The organism is Escherichia sp. E14V7 (assembly GCF_004212225.1).
Taxonomy (GTDB): Bacteria; Pseudomonadota; Gammaproteobacteria; order Enterobacterales; family Enterobacteriaceae; genus Escherichia.
Window position 1 is genome coordinate 35,730 of record NZ_RHJJ01000020.1, and the last position, 23,655, is coordinate 59,384.

Here is a 23,655-nt window from a genome sequence, read left to right on the forward strand (position 1 = left end):
TTGATAAAAATTAAATGAATATCAGCATGATACCAGGACTATATTTTTTCAACTTTATCATTCGTACTTGTATTTAACTTATCTTCAGTGCTAACTCTGTACCTCGTTTTATCGGCAATGTTATAGAAATAAAACCATTCTGTGGATCACGAATATAAGATAAAAAATCTGGTTCTGCGTTATCATTTAATATATATCCTCCTACTCGTAACTGCGGCGCAACGATCTCAGTAACCTTACGAGCGAGGCTTGGGCCATCCGCAAGAGGGAAACCATCAATAAGAATAAAATCGACAGGACCACCGAGATCTTTCAGCGTTTCTCTCGCATCACCGACACGAATATCAACAAAAGACGTAAGACCTGCCTCTGCCAGATTTCGAGACGCGACTTCAGCCTTTTCCCGTACCATTTCAGAACCAATCACCAGTCCGCCACCATTATCTTTCATCGCAGCGGCAAAATAGAGCGCTGACATACCTACAGAAGTTGCAAAGTCCACAACGCGAGTGGCTTTCATTGCCCGGCACAGTAAGTAGATAAGTTCCCCCTGTTCTGGGGCTATGGAAAAGCCATAACTGGAAAATTTTTCAGGATCAAGTGCCGGAGCTTCGCGAAACAGTTCCTGCGGGGGATGTTTGCGTTCATTATTCATGCGTTCCAGAACACGTATAACCTGGGGATCACGAATGGGGCAGATACTATTATTTAATCGACTCATAAATAAGGACCTGTATTTTATGAAGTGATGTTACCTAGTTGTTTTCATACACCATGTTATGATCATTGCTTATGTTGTTGGTATAGTGATACCATTTTTGGTACTGGTCAAGTACCAAAAATGAATGCAGGAGTAAATGTTTTGAAGAACAAGAGCGAAGTGAGGACACAGGTGCGACGGGGAAGACCTAAAAGTGCGGGGCTTGATGAGCGTAAGAAAGCGATAGTTATTGGCGCGTATAGTGCCTTCATTGAGCTTGGTTTTGCCCAAACCTCAACCACAGAAATTGCTCGTCGGGCAAAAGTATCAAAAAGAACAATTTATGAGGTATTCAGTAATAAGAAGGAAATTTTTTCTGAAGTAATTAAAGAATATAAAGCCCTGTTCCTCGATCTCCCAAGACCGGAAAACGAGATGCTCCCCATTAATGAAACTCTGTTTCGTATATTCCGATTAGATATAAGTCAAGAAGAAGCTAAAGAGAGAGAAGCACTCTTAAAATTAATGACACGTGAATCAATTCTCTTTCCAGAGCTTTCAGACTATTTATATGCCACTAAAACGCTTCGCTCAAGAGAACTGTTAATCGAATGGCTGGATCTTCAGCAATCTCAAGGGCGTATTGCTGTTAAAAATACGGGTAATTGTGCTGGAATGCTAATGGATATTGTTTTTGGCGCATTGCTTCCTCGTCGATGGGTTTTGGATGTTAACGAAGATCAGACATTAACACCTGAAGGTCGTCAGCAACAACTTGAGGAAATAAAAGAGCGTATCGAAACTGTTATACAAGGGATTGAAGTGGTCAACAAAAACTAGCCACGATTATGCGGGATACTTACACAACATCATAATCCCCAAAATTGAGTCCATTCCGTTTAGGGAGATATACAAAAATGATAGCAAGCGCATGCCTGGTATGACTAAAATACGCCATGAATCTGAATCGTTTTTGCTATTTGCTCCTCCTTTTAACGGCTGCCAGCAGTGTGTTACTGGCGGAGCCGTTTGCTGCGTGGGTTACATGCGTAAACCTGCTCACCCTGGTAATTTATGGTACTGATAAGCTGGCTGCACGTAGAGGCTGGCGCAGAGTGCCAGAAGCAACTCTGCTGGTGTTTGGCTTTGTCGGAGGTTGGGTTGGTGCAATTATTGGTCAACAGGTCTTTCGACATAAAACACAGAAACAGCCATTCAGAACCTACTTCGCAATCAGCGTCGTATTGAACGTGATGATCCTGTCAGTTGTGATATATGAATTGTATCAACCATAAAACCCGGTATCCGCTCCGGGAGTTACAGGCAGTAGTTCCATGTTATTTCACCGGCGCTTTACTCATGCACTTATTTGGATCCTTACGACCAGGAAACACTAGAGGATAATTTCCTGTCATTATCTGAAGCGTTTTGAGTATTGTAATTGCCTGAATTGAAAGCGGAACAATATGTGGTCGCCTCATTTTCATCCGTTGCCCAGGGATCTCCCATATCGCTTTATCGAGGTTGAATTCGCTCCAGAGCGCCGCTCTCCACTCTCCGGTTCGAACACCTGTAATAATCAACAATCTCGCCACCAAAACAACCAGCGGACTACCTGTGTAACCAGATAACGCATTAAAGAAAATACGGTTGATAATGGAAGATAAGGAACGGGCAGTGAGCTGTAGTATGTGCGGGGTCAATTGACTTAGATAGACCTGGGAAGAGTTTGAAATGGTGCCGATAAGAGGAGTCGAACCTCCGACCTTCGCATTACGAATTATAAGAATCCATTTCTAATTCAAAGCATTACCCCATCAACACTGCGCTCACACGTCCCACCACATCAAAACATGTAAAGTCTTGCAAGCCATTGTGAGGCCTTATGTGTCCCAGTTTTGTCTCATCAGCCACACCAAGTATCGATCAATTGATACTTGGATGATAGACTTCGTGTCTTTTGGAACTCATTGGTTAAATAAATGTTAGAGTTGTTTGTAAGGTACACATCTATAGGTGTGCTGAACACACTTATACACTGGGTGGTTTTTGGTGTATGTATCTATGCCGCGCATACCAGTCAGGCCCTGGCAAACTTCACAGGTTTCGTAGTGGCTGTGAGCTTTAGCTTCTTCGCGAATGCAAGATTCACATTCAAAGCATCGACTACAGCGATGCGCTACATGTTATACGTGGGATTCATGGGAATATTGAGTGCGATTGTTGGTTGGGCTGCTGATAAATGCTCACTTCCTCCAATAGTCACTCTTATCACCTTCTCCGCCATCAGTCTGGTGTGCGGTTTCGTCTATTCAAAGTTCATTGTCTTTAGGGATGCGAAATGAAAATATCTCTTGTCGTTCCTGTCTTCAATGAAGAAGAAGCGATACCTGTTTTCTATAAAACAGTACGTGAATTCCAAGAGTTGAAGCCATATGAAGTAGAAATTATATTCATAAATGACGGAAGTAAAGATGCCACAGAGTCAATTATTAACGCGCTGGCTGTTTCAGACCCGCTAGTTGTTCCGCTGTCATTTACACGCAACTTTGGTAAAGAACCAGCCTTATTTGCAGGGTTAGACCATGCAAGCGGCGATGCTGTAATTCCTATTGATGTCGACCTGCAAGACCCTATTGAGGTTATCCCTCATCTTATTGAAAAGTGGCAGGCTGGTGCTGACATGGTGCTTGCGAAACGTTCAGACCGCTCAACTGATGGACGACTGAAACGTAAGACAGCTGAGTGGTTCTATAAGTTACACAACAAAATAAGCACCCCAAAGATCGAGGAAAATGTCGGAGATTTTCGACTCATGTCTCGTGAGGTTGTGGAGAACATTAAACTGTTGCCTGAGCGCAATCTTTTCATGAAAGGCATACTGAGCTGGGTGGGTGGTCAGACGGATGTCGTTGAATATGTACGAGCAGAGCGCGTTGCTGGCATATCAAAATTTAATGGCTGGAAATTATGGAATCTGGCACTTGAAGGTATCACAAGTTTTTCAACCTTTCCTCTTCGCGTATGGACTTATATAGGCTTGTTTGTTGCAAGCATTTCATTTTTATATGGTGCATGGATGATTATAGACACTCTTATCTTTGGTAACCCAGTACGCGGGTATCCCTCCCTTCTTGTATCAATACTTTTCTTGGGTGGAGTGCAGTTGATCGGGATTGGTGTTCTCGGTGAATATATAGGCAGAATCTATATTGAAGTAAAAAATAGACCCAAATATATTATTAAGGATAAGAAATGATTAAATCAAATTACATATGCTTTCTTTTGCTTTTTTTTATTGGTTTAACTATTCTTCATTTAAATCAATATACACTAGTATCAGATGACATTTGGTTTTCCGAGAAATCAATATCAGAACCGGATCACTTCAAGTGGCTCATAGATAGATATTTCACATGGTCATCACGAACATGGATTGAATATGCATTAATAAATCTTATTAATCATTTTTATGCTTGGTCTTTAATTAATGCAGCAATGTTTTCATCATTAATTATTGGCATTTGCTCTATCTTTCAGAGAGAAAACAACCTTTACTATAAAATAAACACTTCAATCATGTCATTATTACTGATTGTTATGATGCCAAGCGATGTTTTTTTCAATGCCGCGATTTGGATAACAGGATCATTCAACTATCTGTGGCCAAGTGCTATTGCATTTATTGGTTATTCTCTACTTATAAAAAAAATCAATATGGAAAACCACGAGAAAACTCAATCCATAATTTGCTATTTGTTAATTTTTTTATCATCATTCAATGAACAGATAGCTGTAGTCAATGTATTATTATGCACCACACTGTTAATTTTTTGCAAAACAAACAATTACAATGCAAAACCATTATTAAATGCGATGGGGATTTCACTATTAGTTATTATTTATATTGCAACTTGCCCAGGAAATAAAGTCAGGTATTATGCAGAGATAGAACATTGGTTTAAAGAGTATGGTAATTTTAATATAATCCAAAGATCTATGCTTGGACTTAACTTATATGCAGATATGTTATTTTCTGTAAAATCAATTATCCCTGCATTACTAGCCTTTTCCAGTACTATTATATGCAAGAAAAAAACAAAAATATTTCCTCTAATTTCTTGCTGTATCTTGATTACACTATATATTATACATACACCGCCAGTTATTTTTCAAGCCATACATTTTTCTGAAAACAATCTTTTCTCGACACTCTCCGTGTTTAGGGTGTCTTTTGCCATGATACTTACAGCACTCATTATATTCCCAACCGTAATATCACTTAATTTTAATGTCACTTCAATTTTCATATCCACAATGATTATTGGAACCATTGCCACAACATCTATGTTAGGATTATCACCAAGCATATATGCTTCTGGTAATAGAATTTATTTTATTCCATATTTGCTTCTTATAACAGCAATTGTTGTTTCAACCCCAATCGCAATAAATAACATAGTAGCAAGTTTTGCTAAGAGCCATTATAAAATTTGAATTAAATTTAAAAGCCACCTCCTTTTTTTGGGGGGGGCTTAGAAATAAAAACAAATTTAATTGGACTTTTATTGGTTATAACACATTCCTCTATACTGCTCATCACCCGACTATACTAGGATTTTCGTCATTTTTTGCTGAACCGCTCTCATGAAATCCTGACAACAAAGTCATGTTTCACGTCAGGATACTTCTTCTGGCATGGAAATATACCGTGTGCAGCTGATGCATATTTATATTTCAATATAATACGATATTGAATGGCCTGCACCACTGGTAGTTCAGGCCAAATAACATCCGACGGTTTCACGATGAACTACGGCAAAAGAATATCAGAGCCCTCATTCCTCCCCGAAAGGGAGCGGGCTCTGGTCTGGTAAGTATGCAGATTATGGCCATGGTGCGAGAGTGGCAGCTATGCCAGAAAGAGTGTGTATTGCCTGAGACTCTAACCTGATGCAGAGACGATTGTCTTGAACCTGATTTATTCAACAAAGCCGCTGGCAGGATGTTACGAAAATTATCGCGACCACAGGCTGATTTGAAATCGATACTATCGGTGGTACTGCGGAAGTAAATGCCTATATAGTGCGACTTTGAAAAATAATAAATTAATATTGAAGTCGTTGATTAAAATCATAAACTTTCAGGCATTCATATTTACAATGAGTGTTTGAAAACCACACAAAACTGGAGATCCTACTTTAAATGTATAATAACAAAATCGACAGCAACAGAAAAATAAGACATGATTGGGTTGATGCTTTAAAATTTCTCGGTATTTTTGCTATATATTTAGGTCACCTTGGTTTGGGGGCTGGCAAATTGTATCCTTTTGTTTTTAGTTATCACGTCCCACTATTCTTTTTCGCTGCTGGTTTTTTTACTATCAAAAAAAACGACTTATCTATTTTCGATTATATCAAGTCAAAGTTTTACAGATTAATGATTCCATATTTCACTTTTGCATTTACTATATTAATAATAAACACAATTAACTCAGGTGAGACGATTGATTATATATATAGCCACATTTATGATATAATATATGGTGTTAGAAACAACCAATTTGTAGGAACAATATGGTTTATAAACTGCCTTTTTGTTATAATAGCAATTGATGCAATCTTTAAAGAAATAGTCAAGAACAATATAGTGATTTTAATCATATCACTATTATCGTTCATGTTGTCACAAACAGTGCTCAATCATAACCCATTACTAGATCCTCAATGGTTTTGGAACATAGACTCCGCTATGGCATACTGGTGGTTATTACCTCTCGGTAGATGTATGTTTTTAGAATTAACACGTGACAGGTTTTTTGGAAAATCAAAAATTGGTTTCATTGTCTTCTCAATTACCGCGATAATGAGTGCGTATCAACTCCTTAACCAGAAACCTTTGCTTTTAAAGATTATCTCTATATTCAATGCAGACATAATATCAAGTAGTTATATTCAAGCTATTAATACTATTATCACCACGGTAGGCTTGATAATCTTCAATATTTTTATAGCAAAAATAATTTGTGGGAATGACTTTATTGTAAGAGCTGGAAGAAATACTCTTAACATATGTGGAATGGAGTATATCACCAAATTATTTATCCCTATGGCTTTAGCAATCATAGGCTTCAGCGTGACCATTCCAAATCCTATCTGCGCAATCATATATACCTGTATTTGTGTATATGTATCAGATAAAATTGGCCATTGGCTATCGAGGACAGTCGGTGGGCCATTTTTGATAAAATGATAAAAAGGCGCAATTAATTGCGCCTTTTTATAGATATATAGCGCATATTTATGCTCAGATTATACTGTTAAAATTAATGCGCAAATGTTACGGGTTTTTCTTTCCTGGCAACTGAAGAGAATGTTCGAAGTGCAAACACAAAATTACCCCTTCACTGAACAGATATTCAGCCGGCCAACACATGAGAAAGAAATACACCAGATGAATTAAAATATCATATACTTATTAATCAAAGAAATAAAAGCATGAACAGTAGGTGGTGACGCTGATAAACTGGCTATAAAAAGCCAGGAAGGTGATGAGCTATCGCAATATAATTTATTGGTAAATTATTTGAAGTCGATTGATAACACCAGTGCTCAAAAGCCCCCCGGTAATCATAAGTAGCTAATATCTAGTACAGTTTCGATATCTATTATCGTTACTGCGTCGATATAGTCTAAATAGCTGCACCAAATTCTGTCACACTTGTCGTTTACTGATGGGTAATATGTTGCGTATGGGCAACAAAACTCAAGCCAGATATAACACAACCTAGCTGAGAACACCGTCCTGATACCTCGCCCAGCAAGGGCTGAGCGAAAGTGGAGCACTTTTCTGCGCAGCTATTTAGTACAGTATTGAGTCATATTGTTTATGTATGAGTTAAGTTTCGTAATATCAATTAAATAAGTTGAAGTCATTGTAGAAGTGAGCATTATACCCAGGCTATCTGGACCTGCTGAAAAATGCGTGTTATTCCAACAATTACCCTAGATTAACAAGTCTATTTATTTGGATGCATAGGCCACTCGGGTTTTACTACATTAACACGCATAAGCAGCACCCGATATTTTTTCCATGCCAGTAACAGTTTCGTTTCATCATCTGTTGCCATATCTAATTCAACCGCATCCTGAAGCGGCGCTATTACATTCGTTGCCTCTGCTATCAGTGCAGATTTCTTTTCATCATTTATTAAGGCTAATTGTTCTGGTGTTGGAGAAGGACGGTCAACAATGACAGGGTGACCGTTCTCACCACAGGTAATCATTTTTGTTACACTCTGTGAATTAATCAGTGTTTTCCACTCTGATTCCGAGATTTCCACTGCATCATCAGGAATATTGGTGCCGTGAAATTCAGTCGAATAAAATCCGTTTGTCGATGCAGAATAAAAATATGACATTTCGTTAATATCCCATTGCAATGTAATACGCATCAGCAGATGAACCATATCCTGAACCGGGCGACACCGTAATATTAAATCCAGTGTTCTGGACACTTGTCGCCGATACAGTCGGCTGCCCTGCCGCGCCAGTAACGTTTAATGTAACTACGACAGCAATGACTCTTGAGAACGTCATCGGAAACCTCATCCCGTATGTTGAAGATACATTCGGGGCACCATTCAACTGACCGCACTGTAAAATTAATCCAGACGGAAATTTTTGCGCAGCAGCCGTTACGGTATTAATTGACGCGAACAGGCTCATATCAGGTATCTGATTCGCCCCTGTACCTACATTCCTTTTAGCCGCTTCTCCCAAACCAAGGTTTGCGAGAGCCGTTGGTACCGTGCCATCCGATTTGATATCGCCAAACGGATTTTTGCGGCTTAACAGCAGCGCACGAAGCGCGGTAAGCAACTGGTCGTGCCGCCCCTTCTCCAGGCTGGCACCGGATGCCTCCACCACGCTGCAGAGCTCTTCCTGCAACATGTCAAAGTAGTCATCATCCAGATCGGTGGCAGGCGTGCCGGTCTGGGGGTTACCACGGGTAAAACCGTTCTTACCCGCGCCGAACTTATCCTTCTGCGCGGTTTTCGTGTCTATACGATGCATGGATTACTCCGGATATTTAAAAATCACATAGGTATGCGACGGGCAGAGTTTGTTAAGAACACACTCGACAACGGTGTCCCCCCAGAAGCGCAGCGCGGAATCACAGGGATCACCACATGTCATCCAGGTGGTGTTGGTGGCGGCTGGCATGTTGACCTGCCAGTAATACCGCCATTCAGGCGCGTTCACAGCGTCAGTACAGGCCGATGAGCAGGTGAACGTGCTTTTGTCGTATCGCGTGATGGTAGCATCTGGTCTGCCCAGGGCAGCAAGCTGTGCAAGATAAAAATCCTCGTTGATGCCACCCGACAGGTTAACCTTCGCATCCAGCCGTTGCTGACGCTGGCGAAGGGTCTGTGTCCCTGTAGGAATACATTCATCCGGCAGGCCGCACAGACGCTCCCAGCGGTTTATCAGTTCGGTGGTGGTGCGCGGATCCAGCTCCCGCATCAGGGCATCCGCACGCTGATGAACGCGGGTTAATGACGGTGCTGCACCGGCAATCGCCGGATCGCTGGCTGACCACGCCGGACCGGGCGGCAGCAGTGCCGACAACAGACGGATGTAATCATCGTTTGTCACGTCCATGAAATCGTCCCCAGAACCGCCAGTTCATTTTTTGCAATGGAGATATTGTCCGCCGGTGCAAGCAATTGATGGCTGTATTCCCCGTTCGCACCGGAAATCGCCTCACTGATACGCGATACCTTCAGTTCTCCCTGCGGATAACCATCACGCAGCAGGAACGAACGCAACTCCGCGGTAATGGCAGCCCGTATTTCTGGTGTGTCCGGCGTCACGCGGATATGAAAATCCACCGTATGTGCCACCGGCCTGAATACATACAAATCAGAGCCTGCCACCGGGGCCAGTGGCCCGATATGTTGCCTTGCTGCCGTTTCCGTTGATTCTTCCGGAATGGGATTAATCAGGTCACTGCTGGCAATCATCACACCGACAGTTCCCGTTCCCATCCAGTGACGGTATGTCCATGCGCGGGTAATGCCGGGCACTTCTTTAGCCCAGACGACATAGTCCCCGTCAGCCCCGCCCTGAGGCGTCCAGTAATACCGCTCAATGACGCGGGCGCGCCACGTTTCCAGCTCTTCAGTATCAAATCCGCCTGTCAGGGTATCTGCCACGCCGGAAGACGTCAGACCATTAACCGGCGTGACCAGGATTAATGACGTACCGTCGTCAGCGTTACCGACCGCGCCTGCACTTGAGCAGGCGATCGGCACGCGCAGGACACCACCGGAGCTGGTTGCATCGGCAGTTGCCGTGTACTGAACCAGGTCATCGCGCTGAATAACACTCCCGGCGGTCACCTTCAGGCCATCGCTGACACCTTCCCAGCGCATATACCCGCTGGCAGCCGTGGCCCCCTTGCGCGGACACCGTTTCATCGCAGCATGTCGCGCCAGCCAGGACTCATCGCACAGGTCAGGCAGCATGTTCATTGCCAGATAATCGATGTACCCGTAAACCGTATGCAGCGCCGCCGCATACACCTTTGCCCGCACGTCTTCATCCATGCGCCGGAGCGTGTCGCTGACGTCCAGCCTGGCGAATAAATCGTTACGGAGCATGCTGATATTTTCTGCCAGCGTCGGGCGCTGAAATTCACTGTCCGCCATGCGTTATCGCACTCCACAGATCATCAAAAGAAATCATTACCGGTCCGTCACGACGCCAGAGGGTGATACTGTTACCCAGTTCATTAATCCCGGTGCGGCGGATATCCAGATCAATACGGGACACCACGCCGTCATCAATCATCCATTGCAGGCATTCGCGGATATACCCCCTTACCGTCTGCACCAGCTGATTGGTCAGTTTGCTGCGCTGAAGCAGCCACAGCCGGGAGCCGTAACGGTCATTCTGTACCGCAGGCCAGGTATCCCCCCACCATCCCATCGGGACGTCGGCATTGTCATCAGGCTCCGCCCGCCGCCAGGTGAACAGGGAAATCACCACGGCGCGAATCAGCGGATCCAGCGGTGCGCTGGCGCAGGTGCGTTTACCGTTCACCGTCAGCCACAGTTCCATCATGCCTCCATCGCTTTATCAGGTTTGTCGGTGTTACTGCCCTGACCGTTCTCTCTGTGACGATGCCCGTTATAGGCAAGCCGCATCGCTGACATGGTGGTGCCGGTAGAGTCGCACATGTCTTTCACCTGCCCCGTCACTTCCAGATCCATTTCAAAACGTGCTTTAGGTGAATTGCGAAACGTGATCGTTTTACCTGCACCGTCCACCACGATCCCCTCCCGGGTCAGCGTCACGGACTGCCCCTGATCGTCATAGACAGCCACCTCACCCGTATGCAGCCCTTTCAGGCGGTAGCGCCGGTCCGACACCGTAACAACCACCGCATGAGAACGGTCGCCATCCGGAAACAACACCACCGCTTCCGCACCGCTGTTTGCCCTTGCGGTAAAACCGTAGGGTTCAAGATGTTCAACCCCGGCTTTGGGTTCACCGGCAATCAGGGACACATCCACGGTCTGACATTTCGTGGCGGCACTGATGCTTTTCACCACTGCCCGCCCAATCAGGCCGAGGAGTTGTCGCTGCATGGCTTCAATCGTCCTCATCAGAACGGGTCCTCCTGTACTCTGGCTTTTTTCTTTTTCCGCGCGCCGGGGGCTTCGGGTTCAGGCAGATAAGCATCAGGCGGGCCGACACGGATTTCCGTCAGTGTGCCATTCTGGTCCTGAGTAAACGTGACTTCCGAGACAAGCAGTTCGGTATTGTCGAAACCACAGACCGGATCGAAGACAATCACCCGCTGGTTGGGCTGCCACAGCGTACCGTTACTCTGTCGCCAGCCCTGCACCACATAGGTGGTTTCATCCGTCCGCGCCGCCCGTTGCCGGGCTTCAAAGTCAGCACGCGCAATACAGCCTGCCCCCGTAGCCTGCCCTGTCTGCCTGATATACATCGGACGGTAACGGGCAATAAATGCGTCCTCTGTGCGGGCCCGCAGCGCGGTGGTGGTGGCCTCACCGAAATCATCGTCGTTTCCGGCACGCTGCCCCGCCACCTGGTAAACAGAAAACCGCTCCCGGATACTCTTCTCCGTATCGCAGGAAAGGATGTTTTCCCCGAGTACCAGCGCAGTATGTGCCCGCGTTGAGCCAATACCGCCAATCACCAGCCTGCCGTGCGGGTCGTCGTAAGCCAGTGCCTGCTGCTGACCGAGTATTTTGTTGATTACCTCAATCACCGTTTCACCGTGATCAGGCTGGACATCAGGAATAACACCCGACGGCGCACCGTTGTTCACCACCTCAATGCCGAAAGGCGCAGCAAGCGCCTGCGCAATCTGTACCAGCGATCGTCCGTTAAACTGTGTCGGTTCGGCTGCACAGTCAATCAGGTCAGCAGTCAGACTGCGCCCGGCAATACCAGTGCTGACCGAACGGTGCAGCGCCGGGTGGCATGGATAAACCCGGAAGAGAGTAAATCAAACCGCGCTATTGGCGTTGCGCTAAACGATACTGCATGTCGAGTATTGAAAAAACAAATCGGGAATCATCACCGTTGGGTATTTGTGTACAAGGAAAGCTGTACCAAACCAGACGGAACGAAAGCGCCAACAGTCAGGAAGATGCGGTATGACGCAAACACAGCCTGGAAAGCGGCGCTGAGACGAGCTGGTATTGATGATTTCAGACTTCACGACTTGAGACACACCTGGGCAAGTTGGTTGGTTCAAGCCGGAGTCCCATTGTCAGTGTTACAGGAAATGGGAGGCTGGGAGTCTATCGAAATGGTTCGTCGATATGCTCACCTCGCACCTAATCACCTTACCGAACACGCACGGCAAATAGACTCGATTCTGAACCCATCGGTCCCAAATTTGTCCCAGTCAAAAAATAAGGAAGGTACTAATGATGTGTAACTTATTGATTTAAATGGTGCCGATAATAGGAGTCGAACCTACGACCTTCGCATTACGAATGCGCTGCTCTACCAACTGAGCTATATCGGCCCTGAAAGGACATGTTCACGAACGTGAATCACGGTGGACAAGGTTAAAACTAACCGGGCGATGCGTCAATGGCCTTGTGAATCAAATGGCTACTTTTGCATCACCCGGTTTTATTTACGCACGAATGGTGTAATCACCAATGCCGATCCACTTGTAAGTGGTCAGTGCTTCCAGCCCCATTGGGCCACGCGCGTGGAGTTTTTGTGTGCTTACCGCCACTTCCGCACCCAGTCCAAACTGGCCGCCGTCGGTAAAACGCGTAGAGGCGTTAACGTAAACAGCGGACGAATCCACTTCGTTAACAAAACGCTGGGCGTTGCGCATATCGCGGGTCAGGATCGCATCGGAGTGTTGTGTGCCGTGTTCACGAATATGGGCGATGGCATCGTCAAGATCGCTGACGATTTTGACGTTCAAATCTAATGACAGAAACTCATCGTCATACTCTTCCGCTTTAACAGCCACCACCTTCGCGGGGCCTGTCTGCAACTGCGCCAGTGCGGCAGCATCTGCGTGTAATGTCACGCTGCTTTCCGCCATTTGTTTGCTTAATGCGGGCAGGAAGCTATCAGCGATGTTTTTATTCACCAGCAACGTTTCTACCGTATTACATGTGCTCGGACGCTGGGTTTTCGCGTTGACGATCACTTTTAATGCTTCAGCGATCTCTGCACTTTCATCAACGTAAATATGGCATACGCCTATACCACCTGTGATCACCGGGATCGTCGACTGTTCGCGGCACAGTTTATGCAAACCAGCCCCGCCGCGCGGGATCAGCATGTCGATGTATTTATCCATACGCAGCATTTCACTGACCAACGCGCGGTCAGGATTATCAATTGCCTGTACTGCACCTGCCGGTAAACCGCAGGATTTCAGGGCGTCCTGAATCACCGCCACCGTTGCAGCGTTAGTGCGACAGGTTTCTTTGCCGCCACGCAGGATCACCGCGTTACCCGTTTTCAGGCACAGCGAAGCGACATCAACCGTCACGTTCGGCCGCGCTTCATAAATCACGCCAATCACCCCCAGCGGCACGCGACGACGCTCCAGACGCAGTCCGCTGTCCAGCACACCGCCGTCAATCACCTGCCCTACCGGATCGGCGAGGTTACACACCTGGCGCACATCATCGGCAATGCCTTTCAGCCGTGCGGGCGTCAGTGCCAGACGGTCAAGCATCGCTTCGCTGAGGCCATTAGCACGCGCGTCAGCAACATCCTGGGCGTTAGCGTTGAGGATGCTTTCGCTTTGTGCTTCCAGTTCATCAGCAATCTTCTCCAGCACGCGATTTTTTTCGCGGCTGGAGAGTTGCGCTAATTTATACGAGGCTTGCTTCGCGGCAATGCCCATTTGTTCCAGCATCGGCCTGCTCCTTAACGGGTAATCATGTCATCACGGTGAACGGCAACCGGGCCGTATTCATATCCCAGTATTGCATCAATTTCTTGCGAGTGGTGTCCGGCAATACGGCGTAATGCATCGCTGTTGTAACGACTGACGCCGTGGGCGATATCGCGGCCTTCAAGGTTGCAAATGCGGATGACTTCACCACGCGAGAAATTGCCAGTCACGCTTTTAATGCCTTTCGGCAACAGGGAGCTGCCGCGTTCCAGAATGGCGGCAGTTGCCCCTTCATCTACCGTGATTTCACCCGCAGGCGGCGCACCGAAAATCCAGCGTTTACGGTTTTCAAGCGGAGTCGCCTGGGCATGGAACAGCGTACCGACGGAAATGCCTTCCATCACATCACCAATGACGCCCGGCTTGCTGCCCGCGGCAATAATGGTGTCGATACCCGCACGGCAAGCCACGTCAGCGGCCTGCAATTTGGTGCTCATGCCGCCGGTTCCAAGACCTGAAACGCTGTCACCGGCAATCGCGCGCAGTGCGTCATCAATGCCGTAAACATCTTTAATCAGTTCTGCCTGCGGATTGCTGCGCGGGTCAGCGGTATACAAACCTTTTTGATCGGTCAGCAGCAACAGTTTATCGGCACCCGCCAGAATCGCCGCCAGCGCAGAAAGGTTGTCGTTGTCACCAACTTTAATTTCTGCCGTAGCGACAGCATCGTTCTCATTGATTACTGGAACGATGTTGTTATCGAGCAGCGCACGCAGCGTATCGCGAGCGTTCAGGAAGCGTTCACGGTCTTCCATATCGGCACGGGTCAGCAGCATCTGCCCGACGTGAATGCCATAAATCGAAAACAGCTGTTCCCACAGTTGAATCAGTCGACTCTGCCCTACCGCCGCCAGCAGTTGTTTTGAGGCGATAGTCGCTGGCAGTTCCGGGTAACCCAGGTGCTCACGTCCGGCGGCAATCGCGCCCGACGTCACAATGACTATCCGATGCCCGGCGGCATGTAACTGCGCGCACTGGCGAACAAGTTCAACGATATGGGCACGGTTCAGGCGGCGCGATCCACCTGTTAGCACACTGGTGCCGAGTTTTACCACCAGCGTCTGGCTGTCACTCATGATTCTCTGCCATTCAATTTTAGGAAAAATGATATCAAACGAACGTTTTAGCAGGACTGTCGTCGGTTGCCAACCATCTGCGAGCAAAGCATAGCGTTTTGTTGCGCGGGATCAGCAAGCGTAACGGCAGTTGTTTACGCTTTTATTACAGATTTAATAAATTAGCACATTTTAAGAATATTATTAATCTGTAATATATCTTTAACAATCTCAGGTTAAAAACTTTCCTGTTTTCAACGGGACTCTCCCGCTGAATATTCGCGCGTTAATTAAAATCAGGAATGAAAATGAAAAAGAGCACTCTGGCATTAGTGGTGATGGGCATTGTGGCATCTGCATCCGTACAGGCCGCAGAAGTATATAACAAAGACGGTAATAAACTTGATATTTATGGCAAAGTTAAAGCCATGCATTATATGAGTGATAATGACAGTAAAGATGGCGACCAGAGTTATATCCGCTTTGGTTTTAAAGGTGAAACACAAATTAACGATCAACTGACTGGTTATGGTCGTTGGGAAGCAGAGTTTGCTGGTAATAAAGCAGAGAGCGATACCGCACAGCAAAAAACACGTCTCGCTTTTGCCGGATTGAAATATAAAGATTTAGGTTCTTTCGATTATGGTCGCAACCTGGGCGCGTTGTATGACGTGGAAGCCTGGACCGATATGTTCCCGGAATTTGGTGGCGACTCCTCGGCGCAGACCGATAACTTTATGACCAAACGTGCCAGCGGGCTGGCGACTTATCGTAACACCGACTTCTTCGGCGTTATCGATGGCTTGAATTTAACCTTGCAATATCAAGGGAAAAACGAAAATCGCGATGTGAAAAAGCAGAATGGCGATGGCTTCGGCACCTCGTTAACCTATGACTTCGGCGGCAGCGATTTCGCCATCAGTGGGGCCTATACCAACTCTGATCGCACCAACGAGCAAAACCAGCAAAGCCGTGGCACGGGCAAGCGCGCAGAAGCGTGGGCAACGGGCCTGAAATACGATGCTAATAATATTTATCTGGCCACCTTCTATTCTGAAACACGCAAAATGACGCCAATCTCTGGCGGCTTTGCCAATAAGACGCAGAACTTTGAAGCGGTCGCACAATATCAATTCGACTTTGGTCTGCGTCCATCGCTAGGTTATGTGCTATCGAAAGGGAAAGATATTGAAGGCATCGGTGATGAAGATCTGGTCAATTACATCGATGTCGGTGCTACGTATTATTTCAACAAAAATATGTCAGCGTTTGTTGATTATAAAATCAATCAACTGGATAGTGATAATAAGCTGAATATCAACAATGATGATATTGTCGCGGTTGGGATGACGTATCAGTTTTAATGAATATTGCCGGATGCGGCGTGAACGCCTTATCCGGCCAACGAAAACCAATATTTCAGGCCGGAAGAGATGCTCTAACATCGCATCCGGCACATTTCATTCACGCCGTTAACTTCACCGGCTCGTCACGAAAATCATCCGCCGGTTCCAGTTTCAGATTCAACGTCACCAACAGTTCACGCAGCTTCTCGTGAAACTCACGCAAGGTATACTCCAGCCGCTCTACCACTTCGGCATCTTTTACCGGAACACTCGTCCAGTCGCCTGCTTTATCGAACAGACCAAACTGATAGCTGTATGTAAAACGGGATTCCTGCGCTTCCAGTTCCATCCACCAGCCCCAGAACTCACGCACTTCCGGCGCGGGTTTCACGTTGACGCATACAGCCAGACAATCGAAAAAGAATCGATTATCTTCGCACTTACCTTCACGAATATACGGGCCTAGTGCGGTAAATTTTTTGATCAATCTGCTTTTCGGGTGTCCACTCGGTAACGTCATTGCGATCTCCTGTTGTGATGCAACTGTTTTACCAAATTGACAAAATTTAGCAAATTTTTAACACAATCGCTTTTCGATCCAGTCAGTGATTTCCTGAAGTGCCTTGTCAAAATTCCGATACACCGGGTTAAACGGAATCTCTAACAATTTACCATCAGCAGATGACGACGTGATTAAGCGTGAGTCCTCTTCCGGGCTGAACGGATCGTTCTTCCAGTAGCCTGATAACATTGGCGTTGGGCAACGACGCCCCAGCAATCCTTGCACTTTTAATGAGTAGCGATTCAGCTCAACACGCAACGCTTCATCAGATGCATCATGCATTCCCAGTCGGCTTGCCAGAACGTCAAGATACATTTCTGGCACTTGTTGCTGGCACTTAAAATCACTCAGCAAAGTGTGAACCACCGGGCCAAGACAGGCCACCGCTTTCAAACGTGATGCCTCGAGATAAGCCAGGCGTACAGCAACGTTAGCACCAAAACGGAAACCAAAGGCTGCGACGCGCGTGTGATCTACCCACGGCACGTTTGGCAACGCCTTTAAGACATGTTGGTGCAGTAGGCTGGAATCCTGGGTGAGTTTCCATTTTGAGGAAAAACCGACCGAAGGCATATCAATAGTCAGCATCGCAATGCCGCGCGGTGCAAAATAGCGCTCATAAAGGGAGTAATAGTCTGTTTGCATCGCATCCAGACCACCACACATTAATACTGTCGGGAATGGGCCATCACCTTTTGGCATATGCAAAAAGCCAGTGATGGGCGCGCCCCCCGGAACGGTAAACTCCATTTGCCGCATTGTTCCAGGCAGACGTTGCGCAGCTTCTTCATACGCGCGATTTGACAACGCCTGTACCTGTTCAGCCAGATCATCGCCCTTCAAGTGCGGATAGGCGGCAATATTGTACAACGTAGCTGCGTGCAGCCAGTGACGCCCGCTGAGTTGCGGATCTTCTTCCGCACAGGCTTTCTGTTGCCACACCATCGCCTGGGTGGCCCACTCGTAAATCCAGTTGCCGCCGCGGTAGCCAATCACCGTATCGTATAAATCATTGTCGGTGCGTTCAGCATCGCTCATCACAATGCGCGCCTGGACGTCGAGGATTTCACGCGGATCAACACCTCGCCAGATCCACATCAGGCGGTTAATCATGCGATACCAATGAGGAATATTTTTGCCATCGAGGGCCGACTGCACCGACGGTTGCGCACCGTGGTTAAAACGGCGGACTAGCGTCGAGGTTTCAGGATGTTTAAAGCGGGGTTTGAACAGGGTTTCGCTCAGGTTAGCCTGTGTCATGGATGCAACCTCCAGGAATACTTACTGGAAGCTATTGTAACCTGCCTGACGTTAAAAAGAACAACGCCCGGCAGTGCCAGGCGTTGAAAAGGTTAGCGACCAGAGATAGGCGGGACGAACACAACGCCCATATCCCACGGCTGCTCAATCCAGGTATCTTGTGGGATATCAACCACATAATCATCTACCAGAGGACGACCAGCCGGTTTCGCGAAGATAGTCACAAAGTGTGCTTTAGGATACATTTCACGAATCGCAACCGCAGTACCACCGGTATCTACCAGGTCATCAATGACGATGAAGCCTTCGCCATCGCCTTCTGCGCGTTTCAGTACTTTCAGTTCGCGCTGGTTGTCGTGATCGTAGCTGGAAATACATACGGTATCGACATGACGAATACCCAGTTCACGCGCCAGTAACGCACCCGGTACCAGACCGCCACGGCTTACGGCAATAATGCCTTTCCATTGTTCAGAAGGCATCAGTCGGCTTGCGAGTTTACGTGCATGGATCTGCAACATGTCCCAGGTGACGATGTATTTTTCGCTCATGTGAAGTGTCCCAGCCTGTTTATCTACGGCTTAAAAAGTGTTCGAGGGGAAAATAGGTTGCGCGAGATTATAGAGATCTGGCGCACTAAAAACCAGTATTTCACATAAGTCCGCGTCTTTTTACGCACTGCTACTACCTGTCGCTAGATAAAGTGGTATTCTCAAACATATCTCGCAAGCCTGACTTGTGCTGACAACATTTTCTGCTAACCCTGTGACCTGCAATACTGTTTTGCGGGTGATCGACAAGGAGACTTAACGTGTCTGAACTGTCTCAATTATCTCCACAGCCGCTGTGGGATATTTTTGCAAAAATCTGTTCTATTCCTCACCCGTCCTATCATGAAGAGCAACTCGCTGAATACATTGTAGGTTGGGCAAAAGAAAAAGGTTTCCACGTCGAACGCGATCAAGTGGGGAATATCCTGATTCGTAAACCTGCCACCGCAGGTATGGAAAACCGTAAACCGGTTGTCCTGCAGGCTCACCTCGATATGGTGCCGCAAAAAAACAACGACACCGTGCACGACTTCACCAAAGATCCTATCCAGCCTTATATTGATGGCGAATGGGTTAAAGCGCGCGGCACCACGCTGGGTGCAGATAACGGCATTGGTATGGCGTCTGCGCTGGCGGTTCTGGCTGACGAAAACGTGGTTCACGGCCCGCTGGAAGTGCTGCTGACTATGACCGAAGAAGCCGGTATGGACGGCGCATTCGGTTTACAAAGCAACTGGTTGCAGGCTGACATTCTGATTAACACCGACTCCGAAGAAGAAGGTGAAATCTACATGGGTTGTGCGGGGGGTATCGACTTCACCTCCAACCTGCATTTAGATCGTGAAGCGGTTCCAGCTGGCTTTGAAACCTTCAAGTTAACCTTAAAAGGTCTGAAAGGCGGTCACTCTGGTGGCGAAATCCACGTTGGCCTGGGTAACGCGAACAAACTGCTGGTTCGCTTCCTGGCGGGTCATGCGGAAGAACTGGATCTGCGTCTTATCGACTTCAACGGCGGCACACTGCGTAACGCCATCCCGCGTGAAGCCTTTGCGACCATTGCTGTCGCAGCTGATAAAGTTGACGCACTGAAATCTCTGGTGAATACCTATCAGGACATCCTGAAAAACGAGCTGGCAGAGAAAGAGAAAAATCTGGCCTTGTTGCTGGACTCTGTTGCGAACGATAAAGCTGCCCTGATTGCGCAATCTCGCGATTCCTTTATTCGTCTGCTGAACGCCACCCCGAACGGTGTGATTCGTAACTCCGATGTAGCCAAAGGTGTGGTTGAAACCTCCCTGAACGTCGGTGTGGTGACCATGACCGACAACAACGTAGAAATTCACTGCCTGATCCGTTCTCTTATCGACAGCGGTAAAGACTACGTGGTGAGCATGCTGGATTCGCTGGGTAAACTGGCTGGCGCGAAAACCGAAGCGAAAGGCGCATATCCTGGCTGGCAGCCGGACGCTAATTCTCCGGTGATGCATCTGGTACGTGAAACCTATCAGCGTCTGTTCAACAAGACGCCGAACATCCAGATTATCCACGCGGGCCTGGAATGTGGTCTGTTCAAAAAACCGTATCCGGAAATGGACATGGTTTCTATCGGGCCAACAATCACCGGTCCACACTCTCCGGATGAGCAAGTTCACATCGAAAGCGTAGGTCATTACTGGACACTGCTGACTGAACTGCTGAAAGAAATTCCGGCGAAGTAATTATTTGATTTGCTGCCGGATGGCGTTTAATCGCCTTCCGGCAGTTTCATCCTTCATTATCCTTCGATAAATGCCATCCCTGTGAACGTTCGTCGCGGGTTGCCACGTTCAATCTGGTGATGGAACATTCGCCGCTGTGATTTCAGCACCGCGCTATTTTCCTGTTGCTGCTGCTCCAGCTTCCAGGCAATCAGCAATCGCGCCAGCCGTTTGTTAGCATGCTGGCTGCGCTCTGACTGAACCTTCACGCTAATCCCGGTAGCCAGATGCGTGGCGCGCACCGCCGAGTCGGTTTTATTGACATGTTGACCACCCGGCCCCGACGAACGCAGCGTCTCATACCGGATCGCATCCGATTGTTCCTGCTCATCAGCGGTAAAACGCCCAATGCCCAGAAACCAGTTTTTACGCCCGTGATGTGGGCGATACGGGCTCGGACAAATCCACTGAATGGCGGGCGTTATTTTCATTGCAAGCTGGATTTAATGTTGCGGTTTATATCGCATATAAAAATTAGTAAACCACGCTCCCCGGCATTCAACGTGCTGCTGCTTAACTACCTGAAAATCATGACGTTCAAAAAAGGGTTTTGCGGTTATGCTGGCATCCACCGTAAGTTCGGATTCAGACTTAATCAAAGGTTTTAACAAAGCGCTGGCAACCCCACGGCGGGTGTATTCAGGGTCAACAAATAACATATCGATATGACGTTCAATGCGGGAAATAAAACCAACCGGTTGTGCATTAATGATTGCAACCCGCACTTGTGATTTCGCGAGTTTCTCTTTCCAGCGAGATTCGTCAATCTGCGCCCATGCGGCAATTTGTTGTGGAGAATAATGCTGACTGGCAGTCATCGTAACCGCTCTAAGGAAAATAGCGCATAGTTGCTGAAAATCGCCAGGCTGATAGTTTCTTATTTGTATGTTATTCATAATCCCAGCACCAGTTGTCTTTCCATTTGAGGGTCAAGCAACGTCACATGCAGCCCCACCAGCCGCACACCGCGCCCGCCGCGACGTTCATCCCAGGTTTTACGCGCGATGGCGATTAAGTCAGCTTTATTCAGCCGCGGCCAGACGTGCTCCTGAGTGGTTTGCTGAAAATCATCAAACTTTAATTTCACTCCCTGACGGGCGATCAGTAAATCAGGTTTCACCTTTGCCAGACGGCGTTCAAGTTCCGGATACAGCCGCTCGATAATCGCTTCACATTCAGACCAGTGATGAATATCTTCCGCCATCGTGCGTTCCACGCCGACGGATTTTCGCAACCGTTCGCTGTTAACGTCGCGCTCGTCAATCCCCTGACTACGCTCCCACAAAATGCGGCCAAATTTGCCAAAGCGTTTAAGCAGAATCACCAGATCACACTTTTGTACATCACCGCAGGTCCGCAGCCCCATCGCTTCCAGTTTTGCCGCCGAGACTTTGCCGACGCCGGGAATTTTTGCCAGCGGTAAGGTTTGCAGAAATGCCGGAACTTCTGCCGGAGTAATCACAAACTGGCCGTTGGGTTTATTCATGTCGGAGGCGATTTTGGCGAGAAACTTGACCGGCGCAACGCCCGCAGATGCCGTCAGTTGCAGCTCGTTGAAGATCGTCTGGCGGATTTCCTGGGCGATGAGGGTCGCAGAACCGTGGCAATGGACGCTATCGGTGACATCGAGATAAGCCTCATCGAGTGACAACGGTTCAATGCGCGAGGTGTAGCGCGAGAAGATTTCACGGATATGATTTGAGGCTTCTTTGTAGGCGTCAAAGCGCCCCGGGAGCAAGGTGAGATGTGGGCATAATTTGAGCGCCATCCCTGTCGGCATAGCGCTGCGTACGCCAAATTTACGCGCGGGATAATTGGCGGTGCTGATCACCCCCCGACGTTCGCGGCTGCCGCCAATAGCAATAGGGATATCGCGCAGGGCGGGATTGTCGCGCATCTCCACCGCTGCGAAAAAGCAGTCCATATCCACATGAATGATTTTACGCATTGCTCACCTCTCAACACTGGTAAAGTATACAGTGATTTCAGGGTTTGAGAAATGCGTAAAGATTCAGCATTTAACGCGTTCGCTGCGAAAGCACCTGCTGCTTATCCAGCTTTTGTACCAGCGGCTGCACCACTTTATCCCCATGCTGACCAAAGTATTGATACAGCGTATCGGACGCACTTTTGGTCAGCACCATAATCTCAATGCGCCGATTACCCGCGCTTTGCGGATTTTTGGCGTCCAGCAGCATCTGGTCCGCCATTGCGCTCACCTGCATCACTTTATCTTTCGGCATTCCGGCCTCTTCCAGCACCCGACGAGCCGAAAGCGCGCGATCGCCCGAAAGGTTCCAATTGTTGTAGATATTGTTTTTGTAGGCCATCGCGTCGGTATGCCCGGTAATAATAATTTTGTTATCGAGCGAGTCGAAAACTGGCGCGAGTTCCACCAGCAGCGTTTTAAAGAACGGCATAATCTTCGCGCTGCCACGTTCAAACATATTGCGGTTCTGGTCGTCTTTAATCAGCACGCGTAATCCCTGGGGAACAATCTCCATCTCCAGATTCGCTTCCATATGCGCATCACGGGCGATGGTGTTAATACTGGTTGCCAGCTCGCCAAGCTCGGTGGCAGATTTCTTTTTCAGCAGCGCCGTTTTCTCGTTAACGTCGCGCACTTTTTTCTCCGTCTCTTCCGGCACCGCCACGGTGGCAGGTTTTGGCGGATGAGACGGGCTGATTTTATTTAACGGCGACAGCCCGCCACCGTTAAAAATCGACTGCCCGTGCAGCGCGGCGATAATGCTTTCACGCTCGGATTTACTGACGCTGTTGACAATCCACAGCGTCATAAACAGCGCCATCATTGCCAAAGTAAAGTCGGCGAACGCCACCTTCCACGCCCCGCCGTGATGCCCGGCATGATTCTTTTTGATCTGCCGCCGGACGATGGTGGTTTTTGCCCCTCGATCGCGGCGGTTACCCGTCTTTCTCAT

At 47.6% G+C, this 23,655-nt stretch carries 25 protein-coding genes, 1 tRNA gene and 2 pseudogenes; 9 read left to right on the forward strand and 19 right to left on the reverse strand.

What is annotated here, in order from left to right:
- Positions 1-73 precede the first annotated feature (73 nt).
- Positions 74-721, reverse strand: coding sequence for a class I SAM-dependent methyltransferase (locus D9741_RS20635; protein ID WP_130218372.1), 648 nt, complete (start codon positions 719-721; stop codon positions 74-76).
- Positions 722-841: 120 nt separating this feature from the next.
- Here D9741_RS20635 and D9741_RS20640 point away from each other — a divergent pair, with 120 nt between their 5' ends.
- Together D9741_RS20640 and D9741_RS20645 are read left to right on the forward strand one after the other, a co-directional pair.
- Positions 842-1,540, forward strand: a complete 699-nt coding sequence (locus tag D9741_RS20640; protein WP_130218374.1) for a TetR/AcrR family transcriptional regulator — start codon at positions 842-844, stop codon at positions 1,538-1,540.
- Positions 1,541-1,656: 116 nt separating this feature from the next.
- Entirely contained in the window at positions 1,657-1,995 is a 339-nt protein-coding gene (locus D9741_RS20645; protein ID WP_130210782.1) for a DUF1294 domain-containing protein, read from the forward strand.
- 48 nt (positions 1,996-2,043) lie between these two features.
- On the opposite strand, the pseudogene D9741_RS20650 reads toward D9741_RS20645, so the two are convergent.
- Positions 2,044-2,416: pseudogene (locus D9741_RS20650) on the reverse strand (tyrosine-type recombinase/integrase); the annotation flags it as partial.
- A gap of 266 nt (positions 2,417-2,682) precedes the next feature.
- Here D9741_RS20650 and D9741_RS20655 point away from each other — a divergent pair.
- From D9741_RS20655 to D9741_RS20670, 4 genes are all read left to right on the forward strand, one after another.
- Positions 2,683-3,045: a GtrA family protein gene (locus D9741_RS20655; RefSeq protein ID WP_130218376.1), complete on the forward strand. Its 363-nt coding sequence runs from the start codon at positions 2,683-2,685 to the stop codon at positions 3,043-3,045.
- Positions 3,042-3,959, forward strand: coding sequence for a glycosyltransferase family 2 protein (locus D9741_RS20660; protein ID WP_130218378.1), 918 nt, complete (start codon positions 3,042-3,044; stop codon positions 3,957-3,959). Before D9741_RS20655 ends, D9741_RS20660 begins: the two co-directional genes overlap by 4 nt.
- Positions 3,956-5,197: a DUF6056 family protein gene (locus tag D9741_RS20665; protein ID WP_130218380.1), complete on the forward strand. Its 1,242-nt coding sequence runs from the start codon at positions 3,956-3,958 to the stop codon at positions 5,195-5,197. Before D9741_RS20660 ends, D9741_RS20665 begins: the two co-directional genes overlap by 4 nt.
- A gap of 708 nt (positions 5,198-5,905) precedes the next feature.
- Entirely contained in the window at positions 5,906-6,955 is a 1,050-nt protein-coding gene (locus D9741_RS20670; protein ID WP_130218382.1) for an acyltransferase family protein, read from the forward strand.
- Between the two features lie 766 nt (positions 6,956-7,721).
- On the opposite strand, the gene D9741_RS20675 is transcribed toward D9741_RS20670, so the two are convergent.
- Genes D9741_RS20675 through D9741_RS20705 form a run of 7 tightly spaced genes read right to left on the reverse strand, consistent with a single transcriptional unit; the run spans position 7,722 to position 12,067 of the window.
- Positions 7,722-8,156 carry a tail fiber assembly protein gene (locus D9741_RS20675; protein WP_165383471.1) on the reverse strand — a complete coding sequence of 145 codons (435 nt, stop codon included), beginning with the start codon at positions 8,154-8,156 and terminating at the stop codon, positions 7,722-7,724.
- Positions 8,128-8,778 (reverse strand): hypothetical protein, encoded by a 651-nt coding sequence (locus tag D9741_RS20680; protein ID WP_130218386.1) that lies wholly within the window; start codon positions 8,776-8,778, stop codon positions 8,128-8,130. The genes D9741_RS20675 and D9741_RS20680 overlap by 29 nt, the downstream gene beginning before the upstream one ends.
- 3 nt (positions 8,779-8,781) lie before the next feature.
- Positions 8,782-9,366, reverse strand: a complete 585-nt coding sequence (locus D9741_RS20685) for a YmfQ family protein (RefSeq protein WP_042093431.1) — start codon at positions 9,364-9,366, stop codon at positions 8,782-8,784.
- On the reverse strand, positions 9,357-10,415 hold the full coding sequence (locus D9741_RS20690) for a baseplate J/gp47 family protein (RefSeq protein WP_130218388.1): 1,059 nt from the start codon (positions 10,413-10,415) through the stop codon (positions 9,357-9,359). The genes D9741_RS20685 and D9741_RS20690 overlap by 10 nt, the downstream gene beginning before the upstream one ends.
- Positions 10,402-10,827 carry a phage GP46 family protein gene (locus D9741_RS20695; protein WP_000424721.1) on the reverse strand — a complete coding sequence of 142 codons (426 nt, stop codon included), beginning with the start codon at positions 10,825-10,827 and terminating at the stop codon, positions 10,402-10,404. The genes D9741_RS20690 and D9741_RS20695 overlap by 14 nt, the downstream gene beginning before the upstream one ends.
- On the reverse strand, positions 10,827-11,375 hold the full coding sequence (locus D9741_RS20700; protein ID WP_130218390.1) for a phage baseplate assembly protein V: 549 nt from the start codon (positions 11,373-11,375) through the stop codon (positions 10,827-10,829). The genes D9741_RS20695 and D9741_RS20700 overlap by 1 nt, the downstream gene beginning before the upstream one ends.
- Entirely contained in the window at positions 11,375-12,067 is a 693-nt protein-coding gene (locus D9741_RS20705) for a phage tail protein (RefSeq protein WP_240780415.1), read from the reverse strand. Before D9741_RS20705 ends, D9741_RS20700 begins: the two co-directional genes overlap by 1 nt.
- A 138-nt stretch (positions 12,068-12,205) precedes the next feature.
- On the opposite strand from D9741_RS20705, the pseudogene D9741_RS20710 reads away from it, so the two are divergent.
- Positions 12,206-12,685 (forward strand): annotated as a pseudogene (locus tag D9741_RS20710) (tyrosine-type recombinase/integrase); the annotation flags it as partial.
- A gap of 14 nt (positions 12,686-12,699) precedes the next feature.
- Here D9741_RS20710 and D9741_RS20715 read toward each other — a convergent pair.
- From D9741_RS20715 to proB, 3 genes are all read right to left on the reverse strand, one after another.
- Positions 12,700-12,775, reverse strand: a tRNA-Thr gene (locus D9741_RS20715).
- Positions 12,776-12,889: 114 nt separating this feature from the next.
- Positions 12,890-14,143, reverse strand: a complete 1,254-nt coding sequence (gene proA / locus D9741_RS20720; RefSeq protein ID WP_130218394.1) for a glutamate-5-semialdehyde dehydrogenase — start codon at positions 14,141-14,143, stop codon at positions 12,890-12,892.
- A gap of 11 nt (positions 14,144-14,154) precedes the next feature.
- Positions 14,155-15,258, reverse strand: coding sequence for a glutamate 5-kinase (gene proB / locus D9741_RS20725; protein WP_001285288.1), 1,104 nt, complete (start codon positions 15,256-15,258; stop codon positions 14,155-14,157).
- A gap of 287 nt (positions 15,259-15,545) precedes the next feature.
- Between proB and phoE the strand changes: the two genes are divergently transcribed.
- Positions 15,546-16,601: a phosphoporin PhoE gene (gene phoE / locus D9741_RS20730; protein WP_130218396.1), complete on the forward strand. Its 1,056-nt coding sequence runs from the start codon at positions 15,546-15,548 to the stop codon at positions 16,599-16,601.
- A 100-nt stretch (positions 16,602-16,701) separates the two neighbouring features.
- On the opposite strand, the gene crl is transcribed toward phoE, so the two are convergent.
- The 3 genes from crl to gpt all read right to left on the reverse strand — a co-directional run bounded on the left by crl (position 16,702) and on the right by gpt (position 18,956).
- Positions 16,702-17,103, reverse strand: coding sequence for a sigma factor-binding protein Crl (crl, locus tag D9741_RS20735; protein WP_130209675.1), 402 nt, complete (start codon positions 17,101-17,103; stop codon positions 16,702-16,704).
- A 57-nt stretch (positions 17,104-17,160) separates the two neighbouring features.
- On the reverse strand, positions 17,161-18,405 hold the full coding sequence (gene frsA / locus D9741_RS20740) for an esterase FrsA (protein WP_130218398.1): 1,245 nt from the start codon (positions 18,403-18,405) through the stop codon (positions 17,161-17,163).
- Positions 18,406-18,497: 92 nt separating this feature from the next.
- Positions 18,498-18,956: a xanthine phosphoribosyltransferase gene (gpt, locus tag D9741_RS20745; protein WP_001291990.1), complete on the reverse strand. Its 459-nt coding sequence runs from the start codon at positions 18,954-18,956 to the stop codon at positions 18,498-18,500.
- 260 nt (positions 18,957-19,216) lie between these two features.
- Here gpt and pepD point away from each other — a divergent pair, with 260 nt between their 5' ends.
- Positions 19,217-20,674 (forward strand): cytosol nonspecific dipeptidase, encoded by a 1,458-nt coding sequence (pepD, locus tag D9741_RS20750; protein WP_130218400.1) that lies wholly within the window; start codon positions 19,217-19,219, stop codon positions 20,672-20,674.
- Positions 20,675-20,730: 56 nt separating this feature from the next.
- Here pepD and prfH read toward each other — a convergent pair whose 3' ends face one another.
- The 4 genes from prfH to lafU form a co-directional block, all read right to left on the reverse strand.
- Entirely contained in the window at positions 20,731-21,144 is a 414-nt protein-coding gene (gene prfH / locus D9741_RS20755) for a peptide chain release factor H (protein ID WP_276319966.1), read from the reverse strand.
- A 12-nt stretch (positions 21,145-21,156) separates the two neighbouring features.
- A complete protein-coding gene (locus D9741_RS20760) occupies positions 21,157-21,609 on the reverse strand; it encodes a GNAT family N-acetyltransferase (RefSeq protein WP_130218402.1) in 453 nt (150 codons plus the stop codon).
- Positions 21,606-22,661 carry a DNA polymerase IV gene (gene dinB, locus D9741_RS20765; RefSeq protein WP_130218404.1) on the reverse strand — a complete coding sequence of 352 codons (1,056 nt, stop codon included), beginning with the start codon at positions 22,659-22,661 and terminating at the stop codon, positions 21,606-21,608. The genes D9741_RS20760 and dinB overlap by 4 nt, the downstream gene beginning before the upstream one ends.
- A 70-nt stretch (positions 22,662-22,731) precedes the next feature.
- Entirely contained in the window at positions 22,732-23,655 is a 924-nt protein-coding gene (lafU, locus tag D9741_RS20770) for a putative lateral flagellar export/assembly protein LafU (protein ID WP_130218406.1), read from the reverse strand.